We start from the raw sequence: 16,242 nt of genomic DNA on the forward strand, positions 1-16,242 counted from the left end.
GCCCGGGCCGGGGCTCAGCGCGGCGCCTGCTCCGCCTCGCCGCCCGAGCGGTCGGCCAGGCCCCTGAGCCCCTCGGCGGCGATCCCGCGCGCCGAGGGCTTCGGCAGCACATGGAAGGGCAGGGGCCGACAGACCTCCATGGCCGCCACGCCCACGCGGGCGGTCAGGGCGCCGTTGAGCAGTCCCTCGCCGAAGCGCCGCGAGAGCTTGGCCACGGCGCCTCCGCCCAGAGCGGGCCCGATGAGGTCGTCCGCCAGAGCCACCGCGCCCGTAGCCGCCAGATGGGCCGCCACCTGCTTCATCAGCCGCCAGCCTCCGAGCCAGCCGCCGCGTCCGCCGTAGCTCTGGGCGATGCGGCGGATCATCCGCAGGTTGATGTAGAGGATCGCCATGGCGTCGAGGATCCCCGCCGGGATCAGCGCCGTGGCCACGGCGGCGTTGCGCGCGCCCTCGGCGGCGGCCTGACGCGCCGAGGCGTCCGGACCCGCCAGATAGCTCCGTTCGGCCAGAGCGATCAGGCCCGAGGCGTCGGGCTGGTCGCCCTTCAGGGCCTTCACCCGCTCGCGGGCCTCGGCGAGCTCGGGGCGTCCGGAGGCGAGGGCCTCCAGATCCTTGAGGGCGGCCTCGGCGGCGGGGCGGTCCTCGTGACGCAGGGCCCGGGCCGCGAGGATCTGCGTCTCCTCCGCCCGCCTGAGCCGCGAGAGGGCCGCCAGCTCCCGCGCCGCCATGAGCAGCAGCGCCAGAACCGCCAGCCCCAGCAGGACCATCGCCGTCCGCCCGAGCCAGAGGTTGCGCGTCAGCAGCCCCGCGATGGTCTCGTAGGCCGCCAGAGACAGCGCCAGAGTCAGGAATCCGCCGAAGGCCCACCAGAAGAGCCGACTCAACGCCGAGCCCCGCGCCATGCGCGCCGCGCTGGCCGCCGCGGCGGCGGGCTCGGTCAGGGGCGTCAGGGAATCGGGCTGGGGGGCGTCCTGCGCCGAGAGGACCGGCGCCGGAGGAACCTCGTCGCCCTTGAGCAGGAAGGGCGCGGGCTTGCCCGCCGCGCCGCCGCGCGGAGAGGCCACGTCGCGGAAGACCTCGGCGGCGGGCTCGAAGCGGGGGCGCGGCTCGACCACCGGAGCCGCAGGCGCGGCGGGCTCGGGCGGCGCGACCCGCGCGGCGGCCCGCTCCATGAGCGGCGGAGGCGGAGGCGCAGGGGGCGGCTCGGGGGGAGGCGGAGGGGGAGGGGGCGCCTCCGTCCGGGGCGGATCGACGGGGAAGATCTCCGGACGCCTGGAGCTGCGGTCGGAAGGGCCGTTCTGGTCGGAAGGGGGGGGAGGAGTCATGAACTTCGGCCTTGCTGCATGTCCGGAATGCGGGATATGCCCCTCGGAGCCGCAGGGCGCAAGACAGGGCGCAAGACGGAGCCGTCGACCCTGCTCCGGCCCGGCTCCCGGCTCCGGAGACCGGGGCGCGCCCCCGGACCGGACGAAGGGCGAGAGGAGGCGTCGGTGGTCTCGATCTATCTGCCCATCGCGGAGACTTCCGTGGATCTGAGCCTGCTGCTGGGGATCGGCGGCGGAGTGGGCTTCATGTCGGGACTTTTCGGCGTGGGCGGCGGATTCCTGCTGACGCCGCTGCTGATCTTCGCCAACGTGCCTCCGACCGTCGCGGTGGCCACGGGCGGCAATCATGTGGCGGGCTCCTCCTTCTCGGCGCTGCTGACCCACTGGCGGCGCGGCGGAGTCGATCCGCGCATGGGGACCGTGCTGCTGATCGCGGGCGTGCTGGGCTCGGCGACGGGAGTGCGCATCTTCCGCTGGCTGGTCGAGACGGGGCAGGTGGATCTCGTGGTGGCGCTCTCCTACGTGACGCTGCTGGGCGTCGTCGGCGCGCTGATGCTGGCGGAATCGGCGCGCGACTGGCTCAGGCGGGGCGCGCCGCCGCCGCCGCCGGGACCGCCCTCGCGGTTCGAGAAATTCATCCGTCGTCTGCCCTTCAAGCGCCATTTCCCGCGCTCCGCCCTGACCATCAGCCTCATTCCGCCGCTCCTGATCGGCTTCGCGGTGGGGGTGCTCTCGGCGGTGATGGGCGTGGGCGGCGGATTCGTCATGGTTCCGGCCATGCTCTACATCCTCAAGATGCCCGCGCGGGTGGTGGTCGGCACCTCGCTGATGCAGATCACGGTCGTCGCCGCCGCCTCGACGCTCATGCACGCTTACGTCAACCAGACGGTGGACGTGGTGCTGGCTCTGGTGCTGCTGGTGGGCGGCGTGGTGGGCGCCCAGATCGGCGCGATCTTCGGCGCGAGGCTGCGGGCCGAACGCTTTCAGTTCCTGCTGGCGGCGCTGGTCCTGGTGACGGCGGGGCGGCTCGCCTATGACCTCGTGGCGCGGCCGGGGCCCGAAGACCTCTACGTCATCCGCCATGAGGAGGGGTCGGGCGCATGGCGCAGGGGCGGAAGATGAACCGCGCGGCGAAGCTGGCCCTCGGGGCGGCGGCGAGCCTGGCGGCGCTCTGGACGCCCGCCGCTCCGGCGCAGGAGGCGGCTCCGGCGCCTCGCCAGAGGCTGGAGGAGCGGCTGATCTCGGCGCTCTCCGACGAGGAGATCACCATCCAGACGCTCTACGCCGGATCCGAGCTTCTGGTCTTCGGCGCCGTCGAGCGCAACCGCTTCATCACCGAACGCGACGGCGAACTGGACATCGCCATCCGCATCCGCGGCCCGACGGAGCCTCTGGTGGTCTGGCGCAAGGAGCGCCGCTTCGGACTCTGGGTCAACGGCGCCCGCGCCCGCTTCCCCGACGCTCCCCGCTATTACGCCGTGGCCAGCACGCGGCCGCTCTCCGAAATGCTCTCGGCGGCCCAGAGGATGGGCGTGCAGCTCACCGATCTGGAGCCCGTCAAGCTGATCGACGCGCGCGGCGAGCCCGAGGATCCCCAGAGCTTCCAGCGCGCCGCCATGCGCCGCATGGAGCGCCAGGGCGTCTATCACGTCGCGCCCGAGGGCGTGAGCCTGCGCGGCGAGACGCTCTTCAGCGCGCGCTTCGCGCTGCCGCCCAACATCGTCAGCGGAGAATATGACGTGCACATCGTCATGGCGCGCAACGGCCGTTATCTGGAGGCCTCGCGCCATCTGATGCCGGTGCGGCTCAGCGGCTTCGAACAGGCTCTGGCGCGGGCGGCCCGCGAAAGGCCCCTGCTCTACGGGATCGGCTGCGTTCTGGCGGCCATCGCCATGGGCTGGACGGCCTCGGAGATCTTCCGCCGCGTCCGGCGCTAGAGCCTCGTCCGGCGTCCGGCGTCGGGAGGGGGGGGGCGCCCCGGCCCTCCGGAGGCCTTATGCGGTTCTCGCAGGCGCCATATTCGGCCTGCGGGCTTTCCTCCGGGGCGCGCATCCCCCATATGGAGGATCCGCGCGCATCAGGGCGCCGGAGTTCGGAGATCTTGATGACTGGCGTCTTTTCGTCCCTCGCCGCCGCTGCGGCCGGGCGCGCGCCGGGCGGCCTGCCGGGTCGCGCCGAGCCGATCCCCACCGCGGAGCGTCATTTCGTGAACGGCGCGCCCCTGAAGGGCCCCCATCCGGAGAACCTGCGCAGCGTTCTCCTCGGCATGGGCTGCTTCTGGGGCGTCGAGCGCAAGCTCTGGAACGCGCCCGGCGTGCAGGTCACGGCGGCGGGCTACGCAGGGGGCGCGACCCCCAATCCGACCTACAAGGAGGTCTGTTCGGGGCTGACCGGCCACGCCGAGGTCGTGCAGGTCGTCTATGATCCCCAGATCCTGACCGACGAAGCCCTGCTCAAGATCTTCTGGGAGAGCCACGACCCCACCCAGGGCATGCGGCAGGGCGCCGACGTGGGCTCGCAATACCGCTCGGCGATCTACGCCGCCGATCCCGCCTTCCTCGAAGCCGCGCAGCGGACGCGTCGGGAGTACGACGCGCGGCTGAGGGCGGCGGGCTACGGGCCGGTCACCACCGAGATCGCCGGAGAGCGCCCCTTCTATTTCGCCGAGGACTACCATCAGCAATATCTGGCGAAGAACCCCGAGGGCTATTGCGGCCTCAAGGGAACGGGCGTGGCCTGCGTCGCGGAGACCGCCGCCTGAAGCAGGCGGAAGGGCGTGAAGAAGCCCCCGGAGGATCCTCCGGGGGTCTGAACGGGCGGAGCCTGCGTCCCGTCGGGGCTCGGCTCCGCCGCGCGGCCTCGCTTCAGTAGGAGCGGAAGATTCCCGCCAGCTTGCCCTGGATGGCCACCTGTTCGGGGCGGTAGATCTGCGTCTCGTAGGCGGAGTTGGCGGGCTCCAGCGCGATGGAGCCGCTGCCCCGGCGCCGGAAGCGCTTGAGCGTCGCCTCCTCCTCGCCGACGAGCGCCACCACCACGTCGCCGGTCTCGGCGGTGTCGGTGGAGGAGATCAGCGCGACGTCGCCGTCGCGGATTCCCATGTCGATCATCGAATCGCCCTTCACCCGCAGCGCGTAATAGGGCCCGCCCTTGCGGACCATCGCCGCCGGGAAGGCCAGATGCGCCTCGATGTTCGATTCGGCGAGAATCGGCACGCCCGCCGCCACCCGTCCGATCAGCGGCGCCTCGATCACGCCCGAGGGCGGAAGGGGCCGTTCGGCGGATTTCTCGGCGGGCTTGCGGCCCTCGACCAGGCTCGGGCGGAAGGAGGGCGCGGGCGTCGCGGGGGAGGCCGCCGCCGAAGCCGGAGCGGCGTATTTGTCGCGCTCCATGCGGTCGGGGCGCTTGAGCACCTCCAGGGCCCGGGCCCGGTGCGGCAGGCGGTGGATGAAGCCCCGCTCCTCCAGGGCCATGATCAGGCGATGAATGCCCGATTTCGATTTCAGCGACAGCGCGACCTTCATTTCATCGAAGGAGGGCGAGATGCCCGTTTCCTGAATGCGCGCGTCGATGAAGACCAACAGCTGATACTGCTTGCGCGTGAGCATCCTCGTCTCCGGTCCGGCTGGGGCGCGCTCCGCACGGGCGGCGGCCGCCGTCCGGAATGCGCGCCATGTGTTGAACGGATCCGGACGTTCCTCCGTCCCCGGAAGGATCGGCGGAGGCGCCGGACCAAGCGGCGTCTTCTTCCCATATTGTTCTAGGAAAGTTCGGAGGCTTCGTCAAGACGTTCCCCGCATGTATCCGGCCTGTATCCCGGACCTTGCGAAAGCCTCTCCCAAAGCGCCTTGAGGAGGGCGCGTCAGGACCAGGGCGCCTCCAGAGGCAGGATCTCCACCCATTCGCCGGCTCCGGCGGCCGGGGCGCGCGCCGCCCGCACGAGCAGCGCCTGCGCCTCCGTGAGCAGCCGCGCGCGGGAGCTGTCCTGATCGGAGAAGGGCCGCACCAGATCGCCTTCCGGGCCGGATTCGAGCGTCGCGCGCATGTAGTGCTCGCGGGGGCCGTTGGCGGGCAGGGCCTCCGCCAGACGCGCCGGACGCCGGGTCCGGGCTCCGCCTTCGCCGCCCATCAGCCGCTCCAGAGCCGGACGCAGGAACAATTCGCCGCAGACCTGCGCCGAAACCGGATTGCCCGGAAGCCCGAGAATCGCGAGGCCCCCCAGCCGCGCCGCCGTCAGGGGCTTGCCCGGACGCAGCGCCAGACGGTGAAGCGCAAGCTCCGCCCCCTCCGCCGCCAGAGCCGGGCGGAGGTGGTCGTGATCTCCCACCGAGGCGCCTCCGATGGTCACGAGAAGATCGAACTCAGCCGCCGCGCCGCGCAGGATCGCGCGCAGGGCGTCGAGGTCGTCGGGAGCGACCGGCAGAAGCCGCGCCTCCGCCCCCGCCTGACGGGCCAGCCCCAGCAGGCCGTATTGCGCCGAAGCGACGATGCGGCCGGGACCGGGCGTCGCGCCGGGAGACACGAGTTCGTCCCCCATGGGCAGGATCCCCACCCGGGGCGCGCGGCCCACCAGAACCTCCGGCAGGTTCATCGAGGCCAGAAGGGCCAGCTCGCGCGGACCGATGCGGCGTCCGGCGGGAATGAGGACCTCGCCCGCGCGGAAGTCGCGTCCGGCGGCCCGGATGTTCGAGGCCGAGAGGTCGAGCCCCTCGAGGAGCCGGATCTCCGCGCCTTCGCGGGCGGCCTCCTCCTGGATCACGACCTGATCCGCGCCTTCGGGAACCGGCGCTCCGGTGAAGATGCGCAGGGCCTCGCCCGGCCCGAGCCGCCCGGACCAGGGGCGACCCGCCGCCGATTCGCCGACCACCCGGAACCGCGCGCCGGGTTCGGCCTCGACGCGGCGCAGGGCGTAGCCGTCCATGGAGGAGGCGTCGAAAGGCGGCTGGGTCAGGCGCGCGGCGGCCTCCTCGGCGAGGAAGCGGCCGAGGGCCGCCTCCAGAGGCAGCCGCTCGGGCGGAAGGGGCGGAACCAGAGCCCGCAGGCGCTCCAGAGCCTCGGAGACGGGAATCATGGGCGGCTCAATCCTCCAGGTAATAGCGCACGCGGGCCACCACGCGGATCTTCTTCTCGGGCTCGGCGCGTTCGGAATATTCGCCGCCGTCGCGGGCGAGGATCTGCACCACGCCTTGCTCCGCGCTGGCGATGGCTCCGAGGCGCGCGCCGGAATCCTCGGCGAACTGCTGCGCCGAGGCGCGGGCGGCGCGGGTGGCTTCGGCGATCATCTCGGGCTTGATGGCGTTGACCTCGGTGAAGGCGTATTCGGGGGCGTCGCCGGAGCTGTAGTCGCTGTCGCCGAGCCAGACGTCCTGATCCAGCAGCTTCCCCGTCTCGCCGGCGGCCTTGCGCAGGGCCGCGATCTGCGGGCTGCGCACCCGCCAGGCCCCGACGGCGAAATAACGCGCGGTTTCGGTCCCGTCCTCCTGAGCCCGGCGCTCGACGCGCAGGGAGGCGGGCTCCAGGGTCAGTTCGGCTTCGGGGAATCCGGCCGCCTTCAGGAAGGCCTCGACCGCCCTCTGCGCCTGGGCGTGCCCCGCCAGAGCCGCGGCGCGGCTTTCGCCCTCGCCGCGGAAGGAGAGCCGCCAGGTTCCCATGGTCGCCTGAACGTCGCGTTCGGAGAGCCCCAGCACATGGACCGTGCGGCCCGCCTGACGCATCTTCACCAGCGAGCTCCCGACGGCCCAGCCCGCGAAGGCCACGCCCGCCCCGATCAGCAATCCGCCCAGAACCGCGCTCCAGCCGCCGAAGCGCCGCGCGCCGATCTTCTCCGACTCCATCGCGTCCTCCCGAAATCAGGAGCCGGAGGGCTCGCCCGGGAACCGGGCGATGACGATTCGGCTCTCTCCATAGGCGCGCTCATCAAGCCGCAGGAATCCGGGCGGGAGCAAGGCCTCTTCGTCGGCGGCGAACTCGACCACCACCAGAGCCCCCGGCGCGAGCCAGCCGCCTTCCGCCGCCGCCTTCAGGGCGGGCGCCGCCAGACCCTTGCGGTAGGGGGGATCGGCGAAGACCAGATCGAAGGGCGTCTCGCGGCAAGGGCCGATGGTGGTGGCGTCGCGGCGATAGATCTTGCTCTCGCCGACGGCCTGAAGCGCCTCGACGTTGTCGCGGATCAGGCTGCGGGCGTAGGCGTCGTCCTCGACGAACAAGGCCCGGATCGCGCCGCGCGACAAAGCCTCAAGCCCCAGAGCCCCCGTTCCGGCGAAGAGGTCCAGCACGCGGCGGCCCTCGGGAAGCGGAGGGCCTTCCTCGGGGCCGTAATCCCCGTGCGCGAGGATGTTGAACAGCGATTCCCGCAGCCGGTCCGAAGTGGGGCGCGGCTGCGCGCGGCCTTCCTCGGGGCCTTTCAGGGCTCTTCCGCGCCAACGTCCCGCCACGATCCGCATCCGCCGTCCTTTCGCGTCTCTCCCGGATAAGGGAATCCGTCCGGCGCGGCTTGCGCCTGCGCCGAGGCCATGGCATGTCCGACGCAGCGCCCCAGATGCGGCGAAAGATCACGGAGACCCATGATGAGCGACGCCACGCCCGGCCTGCATACTCTCGCCGTCCACGCCGGACTCGCGCCCGATCCGGCCACGGGCGCCTTGCAGACGCCCATCTATCAAACCACCTCCTTCGTCTTCAAGGACGCCGATCACGCCGCGCGGCTCTTCAACCTCGAAGAGGTCGGCTACATCTATTCGCGCCTGACCAATCCGACCGTCTCGGCGCTGCAGACGCGCATCGCGGCTCTGGAGGGCGGCGCGGGCGCCGTGGCCACCTCCTCGGGCCACGCCGCGCAGCTTCTGGCGCTCTTTCCGCTGCTGGAGCCGGGCCTGAACTTCGTCGTCTCCAACAAGCTCTACGGCGGTTCGGCGAACCAGTTCTCGCAGGCCTTCAAGCGCTTCGGCTGGGAGGCCCGCTTCGTCGACTTCGAGCAGCCCGGCGCCATCGAGGCCGCCCTCGACGACAGGAGCCGCGCCATCTTCTGCGAGTCGCTGGCCAATCCGGGCGGCGTGGTGACGGATCTCAAGGCCGTGGCGAAGATCGCCGAGGCCCACAGGATTCCGCTCGTGGTGGACAACACCCTCGCGAGCCCGGCGCTCTGCCGCCCCATCGAGCACGGGGCGACCATCGTGGTCCATTCGACCACCAAGTTCATCACCGGCAACGGCACGACCATCGGCGGAATCGTGGTGGATTCGGGCAAGTTCGACTGGGCCGGATCGGGCAAGTTCCCGGCGCTCTCGGAGCCCTCGCCCTCCTATCACGGGCTGACCTTCCATCCGACCCTCGGGAGCATGGCCTACACCTTCTACGGCATCGCCATCGGCCTGCGCGATCTCGGGGTTTCGCTCTCGCCGCAGAACGCCTTCCTGACGCTGCTCGGCTCCGAGACCCTGCCGCTGCGCATCGCGAAACATTCCTCCAACGCCCTGGCCGTCGCCGAATGGCTGGAGAAGCGCCCCGAAGTCGAATGGGTCTCCTACGCCGGGCTCGAATCCTCGCCCTATCGCGCGCGCTCCGAGGAATATCTCAAGGGCTCGGGCGGCTCGGTCTTCACCTTCGGGCTGAAGGGCGGATATGAGGCGGGCAAGGTCTTCGTCAATTCGCTGAAGCTCTTCAGCCTGGTGGCCAATCTGGGCGATTCCCGCTCTCTGGTGGCCCATCCGGCCTCGACCACCCATCGCCAGATGACGCCCGAGGCCCGCGCCGCCGCCGGAGCCGGAGACGAAGTCGTGCGCCTCTCCATCGGTCTGGAGGACGTCGCCGACATCCTCGCCGATCTGGAGCAGGCCCTGAAGGCCGCGACGGCCTGATCATGGCCGGGTCGCCGTTCGACCGGCTGACGGCCGGAGATCCGCCGGTGATCGACCACGGGCTGCTCGGAGCCTGGCGCTTCGACGCCGAAGGCCGGGCGCGGCGTCTGAACTGGGGGCCGGAGCTCAACGAGCTTCCGGCGCCCGGAGACGGCTGGGTCTGGGTGCATCTGCGGCTCCAGTCGCCGAGGGCGCGCGACTGGTTGACCGAAGCCGCGGCGGAGATGCCGGAATCGGCGATGTGGGCCCTGCTGGAGGAGGATGTGGCGCCGCGCGTCTCGCGCTTCGACGACGGCGTGCTGATCGTGCTGCGGGCGGTGAACCTCAATCCCGGCGCCGAGCCCGAGGACATGGTCTCGATCCGGCTGTTCGTGACGCCCACGCGGGTGGTCAGCGTGGCCGCGCGCCGCATCTGGGCGGTGGGGGGCGTCATCAGCGATTGCGAGGGCGGGCGCGGTCCGGCGACGGTCGGCGATTTCGTCGTGCGGCTGGTCGAGGATCTGCGCGCCAACGCCGAGCCCATCCTCGACGATCTCGAAAGCGACATCGAGGCCTTCGAGCTGGACATCCTCGCGGGGCGCGATCCGCGTCCGGCGCAGCATCACGCGACCTTCAACGACGCCCGGCAGGACATGATCATGCTGCGGCGTCATTTCGCGCCTCAGGCCGAGGCCCTGCGCCGGCTGACGCATCAGCCGCCGCCCTGGCTGACCGATCCCGAGGCCATCCGCGAGGAGGCCGTGGGATTCCAGCGCATCGTCGAGGATCTGGACGCCCTGCGCGAAAGGGCCTCCCTCGTCCGCGACGACATGTACATGCGGCTCAACGAGCGCCAGAACCGCACGATCCTGCTGTTGTCGCTGGTGTCGGCGGTGTTCCTGCCGATCACCTTCGTCACGGGGCTTCTGGGCGCCAACGTCGGGGGGATTCCGCTGGCGGGGAGCCACTGGGGCTTCTGGATCGTCTGCGGCATGATCGTCGGGCTGGTCGGGCTGGAGATCTGGCTGATCAAGCGGCTGAAGCTGCTCTAGAGCGTTTTCCGACCCGATCGGGTCGTCCGGACGCTCCAGGTCTTCATGTCGTCGCGCTTTCGCGACGCGAGGCCTTCCGGCTGCGCCGGGCGAGGCTCGGGATCACCGCCGGTCCAGCTTGGTGGACAGCAGGATGACCGATTCGGTGTCCTGCACGCCCTCCACGTCGGCGAGGCGGTCGAGCAGGCGGTCCAGAGCCGCCGCTCCCGGAGCCGCCACCCGCGCCAGAAGATCGTAACGCCCGCTGGCGGCGTAGAGGGCTTCGGTCTCGGGCAGAGCCTTCAGCGCCGCCGCCACCGAGGCGTAGGCGCGGGGCTCGGCGGCCACCAGCACCACCGCCCGCAGGATTCCCCGCTCCGCCGCCTCGCCGAGCCGCACCCCGTAGCCCTGGATCACGCCGGTGTCCTCCAGACGGCTGAGCCGCGTCTGGGCCGTGGTGCGCGCCACCCCCAGACGCCGCGCGATCTCGGCGATGGGCGTGCGGGCGTTCTCGCGCAGGATGGCCAGAAGCTCGCGGTCTCTGGCGCTGATCTCGACTTCTTCCGTCATGAGTTCCTCATTTGCGCGATCCGACGAAAATCGACGTCGGATCTTATGAAGATTCCGTCCAGGCGCGCAATGCGCTGATCGATTCGCACAGAAACCTTCGGCATATTTTGCGGGTCAGGCTCGCAGCGGCCTTCGCCCCTCGGTTTCGGGAACGCCACGGATGTTTCAGGCTCCTTTCGTTTATGACGCCCCCGCGCAATTCGCCGTCTCGGCGCAGCCCGAGGCTCCCGTCTTCTGCCTGTCGCATGGCGTGCTGGCGGCGACCGCCGCGCGGTTCCTCGAAGGCTTCCCCGGCCTGACGACCTACGCCGTCAAGGCCAATCCGGAGCCCGCCGTGGTCCGCGCCCTGATCCATGCGGGCGTGACGGCCTTCGACGTCGCTTCGCCCGAGGAGATCCGTCTCGTGCGCGCCTTCGCGCCCGAAGCCCCGCTGCATTACCACAATCCGGTCAAGAGCCGCGCCGAGATCCGCATGGCGCTGGCCGAGGGCGTGCGCGTCTTCGCCGCCGACTGCGCCCAGGAGCTGGCCAAGATCCTTGAAGAGGCCCGCGGCCTCGTGAACGAGCTGGAGATCTCGGTGCGCTTCCGCCTGCCCATCGCGGGGGCGGCCTATGACTTCGGCTCGAAGTTCGGCGCCGATCCCGAGCAGGCCGTGGAGCTGCTGCGCGCCGTGGCGGCGGCGGGCGCCCTGCCGAGCCTGACCTTCCACCCCGGTTCGCAATGCCTCGTCGCGACGGCCCATGCGGCCTATATCCGCAAGGCCGCCGGGATCGCCCGCGAGGCGGGCGTGAGCCTGCGTCGTCTGAACGTGGGCGGGGGCTTTCCCGTCTCCTACGGCGAGGCCGGAGAGGTTCCGCCGCTGGAGGCCTATTTCGCCTCCATCCGCGCGGCCGCCCTGGAGGCTTTCGGCGAGGCGGTTCCGCCGCTGGTCTGCGAGCCGGGCCGCGCCATGGTCGCCGACGCCTGCGCGCTCGTGACCCGCGTGAAGCTGGTGCGCGGCGAGACGGTCTTCCTCAACGACGGCGTCTATGGCGGGCTCGCCGAGGCGCCGATCCTCAAGATCCTGCCGCGCCGCCGGGTGATCTCGGCGGAGGGCGTCGAGCGCTCCGGCGCGCCGCAGCCCTTCACCGTCTTCGGCCCGACCTGCGACTCGCTCGACCGGATGCCCGGCGCGCCGCTGCTGCCCTCGGACGTCGAAGAGGGCGATTTCGTCATCTTCGAGGGTCTGGGCGCCTATGGCTCGGCGACCACCACCCGCTTCAACGGCTACGAGGCCTCCGGCTACGCGATGGTCTCCACCGCCGCCGCCCGCTGAAGCCCCCCTGCTTCGGCGCGGGAAGCCCGGCCTCCGCAAGGAAGGCCGGGTTTTCTCATTTCACGACGACCGGGACCAGAGCCGTGACCGGGCGGCCCTCCACGAGGACCGGCTGATGATGGTCGTCGGCGAGCAGAACCCCGATCACATGCGGGCCTTTGGGCTCGGCGCAGGCGCCGAGATTGGCTTTGATGAGATCGCCGCCGAAATCGCTGTTCATGCTGTTATAGGACCGCCCCGGCAGATTGCAGGAATCTCCGTCGGGGTCGATCTTCATGTGGACATGGCCGCAGCGGGCGTCCTCGCCGCAGGAGCCCGCAGGCATGAGGCGGAAATTGCTCCGCACGACCACGCCCACGACGCCCAGAGGATCGGAGCCGATTTCGACGGTCGATCCGGCGGGCGGCCAGAGGACTTCGAGAGAGGGCGGCTCCTCGGCCTGGACGGGGGCGGCGGTCAGAGCGAGGAGCAGAAGCGGGAGCAGGCGCGGCATGGGAGTTCCTCCGGGAATCATGTAATCACTGATTACATCAAGCCGCCGCCCGTCACAAGCCGTCTTGCGTCCGGAGGCGCGCGGAGGCGATATGCGGAGCCATGACCCAGGACAAGCATGCGGAGGACGCCCCGCCAAGGCGCTATCATCACGGCGATCTCGCCGAGGCGCTGGTCGCGGCGGCGGTGGAGATCATCGCGGAGAAAGGCGTCGAGCAATTGTCGATGCGCGAGGCCGCGCGGCGGGCGGGAGTCTCGCCGGGGGCGCCTTTCCGGCATTTCCGCTCGAAGACGGCCTTGCTCACCGCTCTGGCGGAGCAGGCGGGGGGGCGGCTGACGGAGGCCGTCGCGGCGGCTCTGGCCGAAGCGGGAGAGGCGGATCCGCTCGCGGCCTTCGAGGCCATCGGCGTGGGCTATCTGCGCTGGGCGCTGAGGAATCCGACGCATTTCCAGATCGTCAGTTCGCGCGCTCTGGTGGATTTCGAAGGCTCCGAGATCCTGCGCGGCCAGAACGCCGCCATTCGTCGGCGCATGGTCGGACTGCTGGAGGCGGCGCGGAGTCAGGGGCGGCTGGCCGAGGATCTGAAGCTCGAAGAGGCGCTGCTCGCCGCCCGCGCGCTGGTCTACGGGCTGGCGCGCATGGCGGCCGACGGGCATCTGCCGGAATGGTCGCCTCCCGCAGAGGGCGCCGCCGCGGGGGCCGCCTCCGGAGAGGATCCGGAGCGGCGGCTGAGGCGGGCCTTGCGGCTGTTCATGGGCGCGCTGGCGCCCGGGAGATGAGCGGAGGGCTCAGCGGCCGCCCTGAGCCTGGAGCTGATGATAGATCGACAGCCCGTGGACGAGATCCACCGCATAGGCGAGCTGATGATCCTCCTCGCGCAGCTTCTGGGCTTCCTCGCGACGCTTGCGCTCCTCCTCGACGCGGGCTTTGGCGGCGTCTTCGTCCTCGCCGTTCTCGTTGCGCAGGGAGCCGCGCAGGCCCGCTTCCGAACGCGCATGGGCGGCGGAGGTCGGGGCGGTCGAGGGCGCGATGGTCTCCTCGCCGATGAGGATGTCCGGCTCGATGCCCAGAGCCTGGATCGAGCGGCCCGAAGGCGTGTAGTAGCGCGCCGTGGTCAGACGCAGCGCGCCATGGCCCGGCAGCGGCATGATCGTCTGGACCGAGCCCTTGCCGTAGGTCTTCTCGCCGACGATCACCGCCCGGCGATGATCCTGAAGCGCCCCCGCCACGATCTCCGAAGCCGAAGCCGAATCGCCGTTCACCAGCACCACCAGAGGCAGGCCGCCGGTGATGTCGCCGGGATGGGCGTTGTAGCGGTCGGCCATGCCGGGGTCGCGTCCGCGGGTGGACACGATCTCGCCCTGTTCGAGGAAGGCGTCCGAGACCTCCACCGCCTGGCTCAGCAGCCCGCCCGGATTGCCGCGCAGATCCAGAACGAAGCCGCGCAGCTTCTCGCCGAGCTGCTCCTGAAGGGCGCTCACGCCGGTCTGGAGGTTGTCGAAGGTCTGGTCCGTGAAGCCGCTCATCTGGAGATAGCCCACGTCGCCCTTGGCGGACCAGCGCACGGCCTTGATGCGGATCACGTCGCGCTCGATCTCCACGTCGAAGATCTTCGCCTCCTTCTCGCCCTCTCCGGAGGCGGGGCGGCGGATCGTCAGGGTGATCTTCGACTTCACCGGGCCGCGCATCCGCGCCACGGCGTCGTCGAGGGAGACGCCTTCGAGGGAATCGCCGTCGATATGCGTGATGAGGTCGCCGCCGAGCAGTCCGGCGCGTTCGGCGGGCGTCTCCTCGATGGGCGAGGTGATGCGCACCACGCCGTTCTCCATGCCGACGTTGAGCCCCAGACCGCCGAATTCGCCGCGGGTCTGGGTCTGCATGTCGCTGAAGTCCTTGGTCCCCATGTAGCTCGAATGCGGATCGAGCGAATAGGCCATCCAGTTGAGCGCGGCCTCCATGGTCTCCTGTTCGTCGATGGGCTCGACGTAGTTGGCGCGCGCCAGGTCGAAGACTTCGCCCACGAGCTGGAGCTGATCGTAGATCGCATCCTGAGCCGTTTCAGGCTTCGGCGGCGCGGAGGGGACGCCCTCCGCCGAGATGGGCGTCGAGAACTGCGCGCTCAGGGCGAAGCCGGCGACGGCCCCGAGAAGGGCGGCCACAAGAGGAGCTTTGGTCTGAGCTTTGGTCACGGGGAGCGCCTTTCAGGGAGCGGTCGGATCTGGCGCGGGGATTCCGCGCGGAAGGGAATCGAGGGCCGCCCCGCCGGGGTCCGGCGGGGCGGGAGAAGGAAGCTTATTCGGCGGCCTGCTTGAAGTCGCGGTAGACCGCGAGCCCATGGAGCAGATCAACCGCATAGGAGAGCTGGTAATCCTCTTCGCGCAGCTTGGCGGCGGCCTCGCGGGATTCGTGCTCGGCCTTGATGCGCGCGCGCTCCTCCTCGGTGAGGTCCTTGTTGGCGAGGGAGTTGCGCAGGCTGGCTTCGGAGCGCGAGGCGGCGGCGGCGGCCTCGGGGGTCTGGATCTTCAGATTGCCGACCACGATGTCCGGCTCGATGCCGAGGCCCTGGATCGAGCGGCCCGAAGGCGTGTAGTAACGCGCCGTGGTCAGGCGGATGGCGCCGCGCGCCGCCAGAGGCATGATCGTCTGGACGGAGCCCTTGCCGAAGGTCTTCTGACCCACGACCACGCCGCGCCGGTGATCCTGCAGCGCGCCCGCCACGATCTCCGCCGCCGAGGCCGAGGAGCCGTTGACCAGAACCACGATGGGCAGGCCGCCGGTCAGATCGCCCGGCTGGGCGTTGTAGCGGTCGGCGTCGCGGGGCTCGCGGCCGCGGGTGGAGACGATCTCGCCGCGCTCCAGGAAGGCGTCGGAGACCGCGACCGCCTGGCTCAGCAGCCCGCCCGGATTGTTGCGCAGATCCAGCACGTAGCCGCGCAGCTTGTCCTCGCCGATCTCCTCCTTCAGCGCCTTGATCCCGGCTTCGAGGTTGTCGTAGGTCTGTTCGCTGAAGCGGGTCATGCGCAGATAGCCGATGTCGCCCTTGGCCTCCCAGCGCACGGCGCGCACCCGGATGACGTCGCGCTCCAGCTCGAGGTCGAAGGTCTCCTTGGCGTCGGCCGAGACGTCGTCCTCGGAGGGCGCGCGGTAGATGCTCAGCGTGACCTTGGACTTGATCGGGCCGCGCATCTTCTCGACGGCCTGGTTGAGCGTCAGCCCGTCCACGGATTCGCCGTCGATGTGGGTGATGACGTCGCGGCCCCGGATGCCCGCCCGCGCCGCCGGAGTCTCGTCGATGGGCGAGACCACGGTCAGGATGCCGTTCTCCATCGTGACCTCCATCCCGAGGCCGCCGAATTCGCCGCGGGTTTCGGTCTGCATGTCCTTGTAGGCCTCGGGCGGCATGTAGCCCGAATGCGGATCCAGAGAGGCGAGCATGCCGTTGATGGCCGCCTCCAGAACCTTCTGGTCGTCGATGGGCTCGACGTAATCCTTGCGCATGCGCTCGAAGACGTCGCCGAAGAGGTTCAGGTAGTCGTAGGTGTCCGAGGCGGGGGCCGCGGGACGGGCGGTGGTCGCGGTCTCCTGAGCGACGCTCGGGGCGATGAAGGGGGCGCCGAAGGCCAGGCCTGCGGCGAGGCCGAAGACGGCGGCCATTGCTGTTCTGTTCATCACGAGA

The 16,242-nt window shown here is 70.6% G+C and carries 16 protein-coding genes; 7 read left to right on the plus strand and 9 right to left on the minus strand.

Translation table 11 applies throughout. The annotated features are described in order from the left end of the window. Positions 1 to 14: 14 nt before the first annotated feature. Positions 15 to 1,325 carry a TIGR01620 family protein gene (locus PHN62_RS05105; protein ID WP_300147229.1) on the minus strand — a complete coding sequence of 437 codons (1,311 nt, stop codon included), beginning with the start codon at positions 1,323 to 1,325 and terminating at the stop codon, positions 15 to 17. A 165-nt stretch (positions 1,326 to 1,490) separates the two neighbouring features. Here PHN62_RS05105 and PHN62_RS05110 point away from each other — a divergent pair, with 165 nt between their 5' ends. The 3 genes from PHN62_RS05110 to msrA all read left to right on the plus strand — a co-directional run bounded on the left by PHN62_RS05110 (position 1,491) and on the right by msrA (position 4,086). Then, positions 1,491 to 2,447, plus strand: coding sequence for a sulfite exporter TauE/SafE family protein (locus tag PHN62_RS05110; protein WP_300147232.1), 957 nt, complete (start codon positions 1,491 to 1,493; stop codon positions 2,445 to 2,447). Then, complete coding sequence (locus PHN62_RS05115) at positions 2,426 to 3,262, plus strand: TIGR02186 family protein (protein ID WP_300147235.1); 837 nt, start codon at positions 2,426 to 2,428, stop codon at positions 3,260 to 3,262. Before PHN62_RS05110 ends, PHN62_RS05115 begins: the two co-directional genes overlap by 22 nt. Positions 3,263 to 3,429: 167 nt before the next feature. Continuing rightward, positions 3,430 to 4,086 carry a peptide-methionine (S)-S-oxide reductase MsrA gene (gene msrA, locus PHN62_RS05120; protein WP_300147237.1) on the plus strand — a complete coding sequence of 219 codons (657 nt, stop codon included), beginning with the start codon at positions 3,430 to 3,432 and terminating at the stop codon, positions 4,084 to 4,086. Between the two features lie 103 nt (positions 4,087 to 4,189). Here msrA and lexA read toward each other — a convergent pair whose 3' ends face one another. The 4 genes from lexA to rsmD all read right to left on the minus strand — a co-directional run bounded on the left by lexA (position 4,190) and on the right by rsmD (position 7,765). Next, complete coding sequence (gene lexA / locus PHN62_RS05125; protein WP_300147240.1) at positions 4,190 to 4,930, minus strand: transcriptional repressor LexA; 741 nt, start codon at positions 4,928 to 4,930, stop codon at positions 4,190 to 4,192. 254 nt (positions 4,931 to 5,184) lie between these two features. Then, positions 5,185 to 6,393, minus strand: a complete 1,209-nt coding sequence (gene glp, locus PHN62_RS05130) for a gephyrin-like molybdotransferase Glp (RefSeq protein WP_300147243.1) — start codon at positions 6,391 to 6,393, stop codon at positions 5,185 to 5,187. Between the two features lie 7 nt (positions 6,394 to 6,400). Then, the gene (locus tag PHN62_RS05135) at positions 6,401 to 7,156 is read right to left on the minus strand and encodes an SIMPL domain-containing protein (RefSeq protein WP_300147246.1); all 756 of its coding nucleotides are present in this window, start codon (positions 7,154 to 7,156) and stop codon (positions 6,401 to 6,403) included. A gap of 15 nt (positions 7,157 to 7,171) precedes the next feature. Then, entirely contained in the window at positions 7,172 to 7,765 is a 594-nt protein-coding gene (gene rsmD / locus PHN62_RS05140) for a 16S rRNA (guanine(966)-N(2))-methyltransferase RsmD (RefSeq protein WP_300147249.1), read from the minus strand. Positions 7,766 to 7,885: 120 nt separating this feature from the next. On the opposite strand from rsmD, the gene PHN62_RS05145 reads away from it, so the two are divergent. Together PHN62_RS05145 and PHN62_RS05150 are read left to right on the plus strand one after the other, a co-directional pair. Further along, on the plus strand, positions 7,886 to 9,178 hold the full coding sequence (locus PHN62_RS05145; protein ID WP_300147254.1) for an aminotransferase class I/II-fold pyridoxal phosphate-dependent enzyme: 1,293 nt from the start codon (positions 7,886 to 7,888) through the stop codon (positions 9,176 to 9,178). A 2-nt stretch (positions 9,179 to 9,180) separates the two neighbouring features. Beyond that, the gene (locus PHN62_RS05150; RefSeq protein WP_300147257.1) at positions 9,181 to 10,209 is read left to right on the plus strand and encodes a CorA family divalent cation transporter; all 1,029 of its coding nucleotides are present in this window, start codon (positions 9,181 to 9,183) and stop codon (positions 10,207 to 10,209) included. A gap of 102 nt (positions 10,210 to 10,311) precedes the next feature. On the opposite strand, the gene PHN62_RS05155 is transcribed toward PHN62_RS05150, so the two are convergent. Continuing rightward, positions 10,312 to 10,758, minus strand: a complete 447-nt coding sequence (locus PHN62_RS05155) for an Lrp/AsnC family transcriptional regulator (RefSeq protein WP_300147260.1) — start codon at positions 10,756 to 10,758, stop codon at positions 10,312 to 10,314. Between the two features lie 160 nt (positions 10,759 to 10,918). On the opposite strand from PHN62_RS05155, the gene PHN62_RS05160 reads away from it, so the two are divergent. Further along, positions 10,919 to 12,073 carry a type III PLP-dependent enzyme gene (locus PHN62_RS05160; RefSeq protein ID WP_300147262.1) on the plus strand — a complete coding sequence of 385 codons (1,155 nt, stop codon included), beginning with the start codon at positions 10,919 to 10,921 and terminating at the stop codon, positions 12,071 to 12,073. 55 nt (positions 12,074 to 12,128) lie between these two features. On the opposite strand, the gene PHN62_RS05165 is transcribed toward PHN62_RS05160, so the two are convergent. After that, positions 12,129 to 12,566 carry a hypothetical protein gene (locus PHN62_RS05165; RefSeq protein ID WP_300147265.1) on the minus strand — a complete coding sequence of 146 codons (438 nt, stop codon included), beginning with the start codon at positions 12,564 to 12,566 and terminating at the stop codon, positions 12,129 to 12,131. A gap of 101 nt (positions 12,567 to 12,667) precedes the next feature. On the opposite strand from PHN62_RS05165, the gene PHN62_RS05170 reads away from it, so the two are divergent. Next, the gene (locus PHN62_RS05170; RefSeq protein WP_300147267.1) at positions 12,668 to 13,345 is read left to right on the plus strand and encodes a TetR/AcrR family transcriptional regulator; all 678 of its coding nucleotides are present in this window, start codon (positions 12,668 to 12,670) and stop codon (positions 13,343 to 13,345) included. 9 nt (positions 13,346 to 13,354) lie between these two features. Here PHN62_RS05170 and PHN62_RS05175 read toward each other — a convergent pair whose 3' ends face one another. Then, complete coding sequence (locus PHN62_RS05175) at positions 13,355 to 14,755, minus strand: S41 family peptidase (RefSeq protein WP_300147270.1); 1,401 nt, start codon at positions 14,753 to 14,755, stop codon at positions 13,355 to 13,357. Between the two features lie 103 nt (positions 14,756 to 14,858). Continuing rightward, positions 14,859 to 16,235 carry a S41 family peptidase gene (locus PHN62_RS05180; protein WP_300147272.1) on the minus strand — a complete coding sequence of 459 codons (1,377 nt, stop codon included), beginning with the start codon at positions 16,233 to 16,235 and terminating at the stop codon, positions 14,859 to 14,861. Positions 16,236 to 16,242: the final 7 nt, after the last annotated feature.

This window comes from Neomegalonema sp., from assembly GCF_028688855.1.
Taxonomy (GTDB): domain Bacteria; phylum Pseudomonadota; class Alphaproteobacteria; order Rhodobacterales; family Rhodobacteraceae; genus Neomegalonema.

Bases quoted from the DNA above. Each gene is read 5' to 3' on its own strand.
- PHN62_RS05105 (WP_300147229.1), bottom strand. From the start codon at position 1,325: ATGACTCCTCCCCCCCCTTCCGACCAGAACGGCCCTTCCGACCGCAGC.
- PHN62_RS05115 (WP_300147235.1), top strand. From the start codon at position 2,426: ATGGCGCAGGGGCGGAAGATGAACCGCGCGGCGAAGCTGGCCCTCGGG.
- msrA (WP_300147237.1), top strand. From the start codon at position 3,430: ATGACTGGCGTCTTTTCGTCCCTCGCCGCCGCTGCGGCCGGGCGCGCG.
- lexA (WP_300147240.1), bottom strand. From the start codon at position 4,930: ATGCTCACGCGCAAGCAGTATCAGCTGTTGGTCTTCATCGACGCGCGC.
- glp (WP_300147243.1), bottom strand. From the start codon at position 6,393: ATGATTCCCGTCTCCGAGGCTCTGGAGCGCCTGCGGGCTCTGGTTCCG.
- PHN62_RS05135 (WP_300147246.1), bottom strand. From the start codon at position 7,156: ATGGAGTCGGAGAAGATCGGCGCGCGGCGCTTCGGCGGCTGGAGCGCG.
- rsmD (WP_300147249.1), bottom strand. From the start codon at position 7,765: ATGCGGATCGTGGCGGGACGTTGGCGCGGAAGAGCCCTGAAAGGCCCC.
- PHN62_RS05145 (WP_300147254.1), top strand. From the start codon at position 7,886: ATGATGAGCGACGCCACGCCCGGCCTGCATACTCTCGCCGTCCACGCC.
- PHN62_RS05150 (WP_300147257.1), top strand. From the start codon at position 9,181: ATGGCCGGGTCGCCGTTCGACCGGCTGACGGCCGGAGATCCGCCGGTG.
- PHN62_RS05155 (WP_300147260.1), bottom strand. From the start codon at position 10,758: ATGACGGAAGAAGTCGAGATCAGCGCCAGAGACCGCGAGCTTCTGGCC.
- PHN62_RS05160 (WP_300147262.1), top strand. From the start codon at position 10,919: ATGTTTCAGGCTCCTTTCGTTTATGACGCCCCCGCGCAATTCGCCGTC.
- PHN62_RS05165 (WP_300147265.1), bottom strand. From the start codon at position 12,566: ATGCCGCGCCTGCTCCCGCTTCTGCTCCTCGCTCTGACCGCCGCCCCC.
- PHN62_RS05170 (WP_300147267.1), top strand. From the start codon at position 12,668: ATGACCCAGGACAAGCATGCGGAGGACGCCCCGCCAAGGCGCTATCAT.
- PHN62_RS05180 (WP_300147272.1), bottom strand. From the start codon at position 16,235: ATGAACAGAACAGCAATGGCCGCCGTCTTCGGCCTCGCCGCAGGCCTG.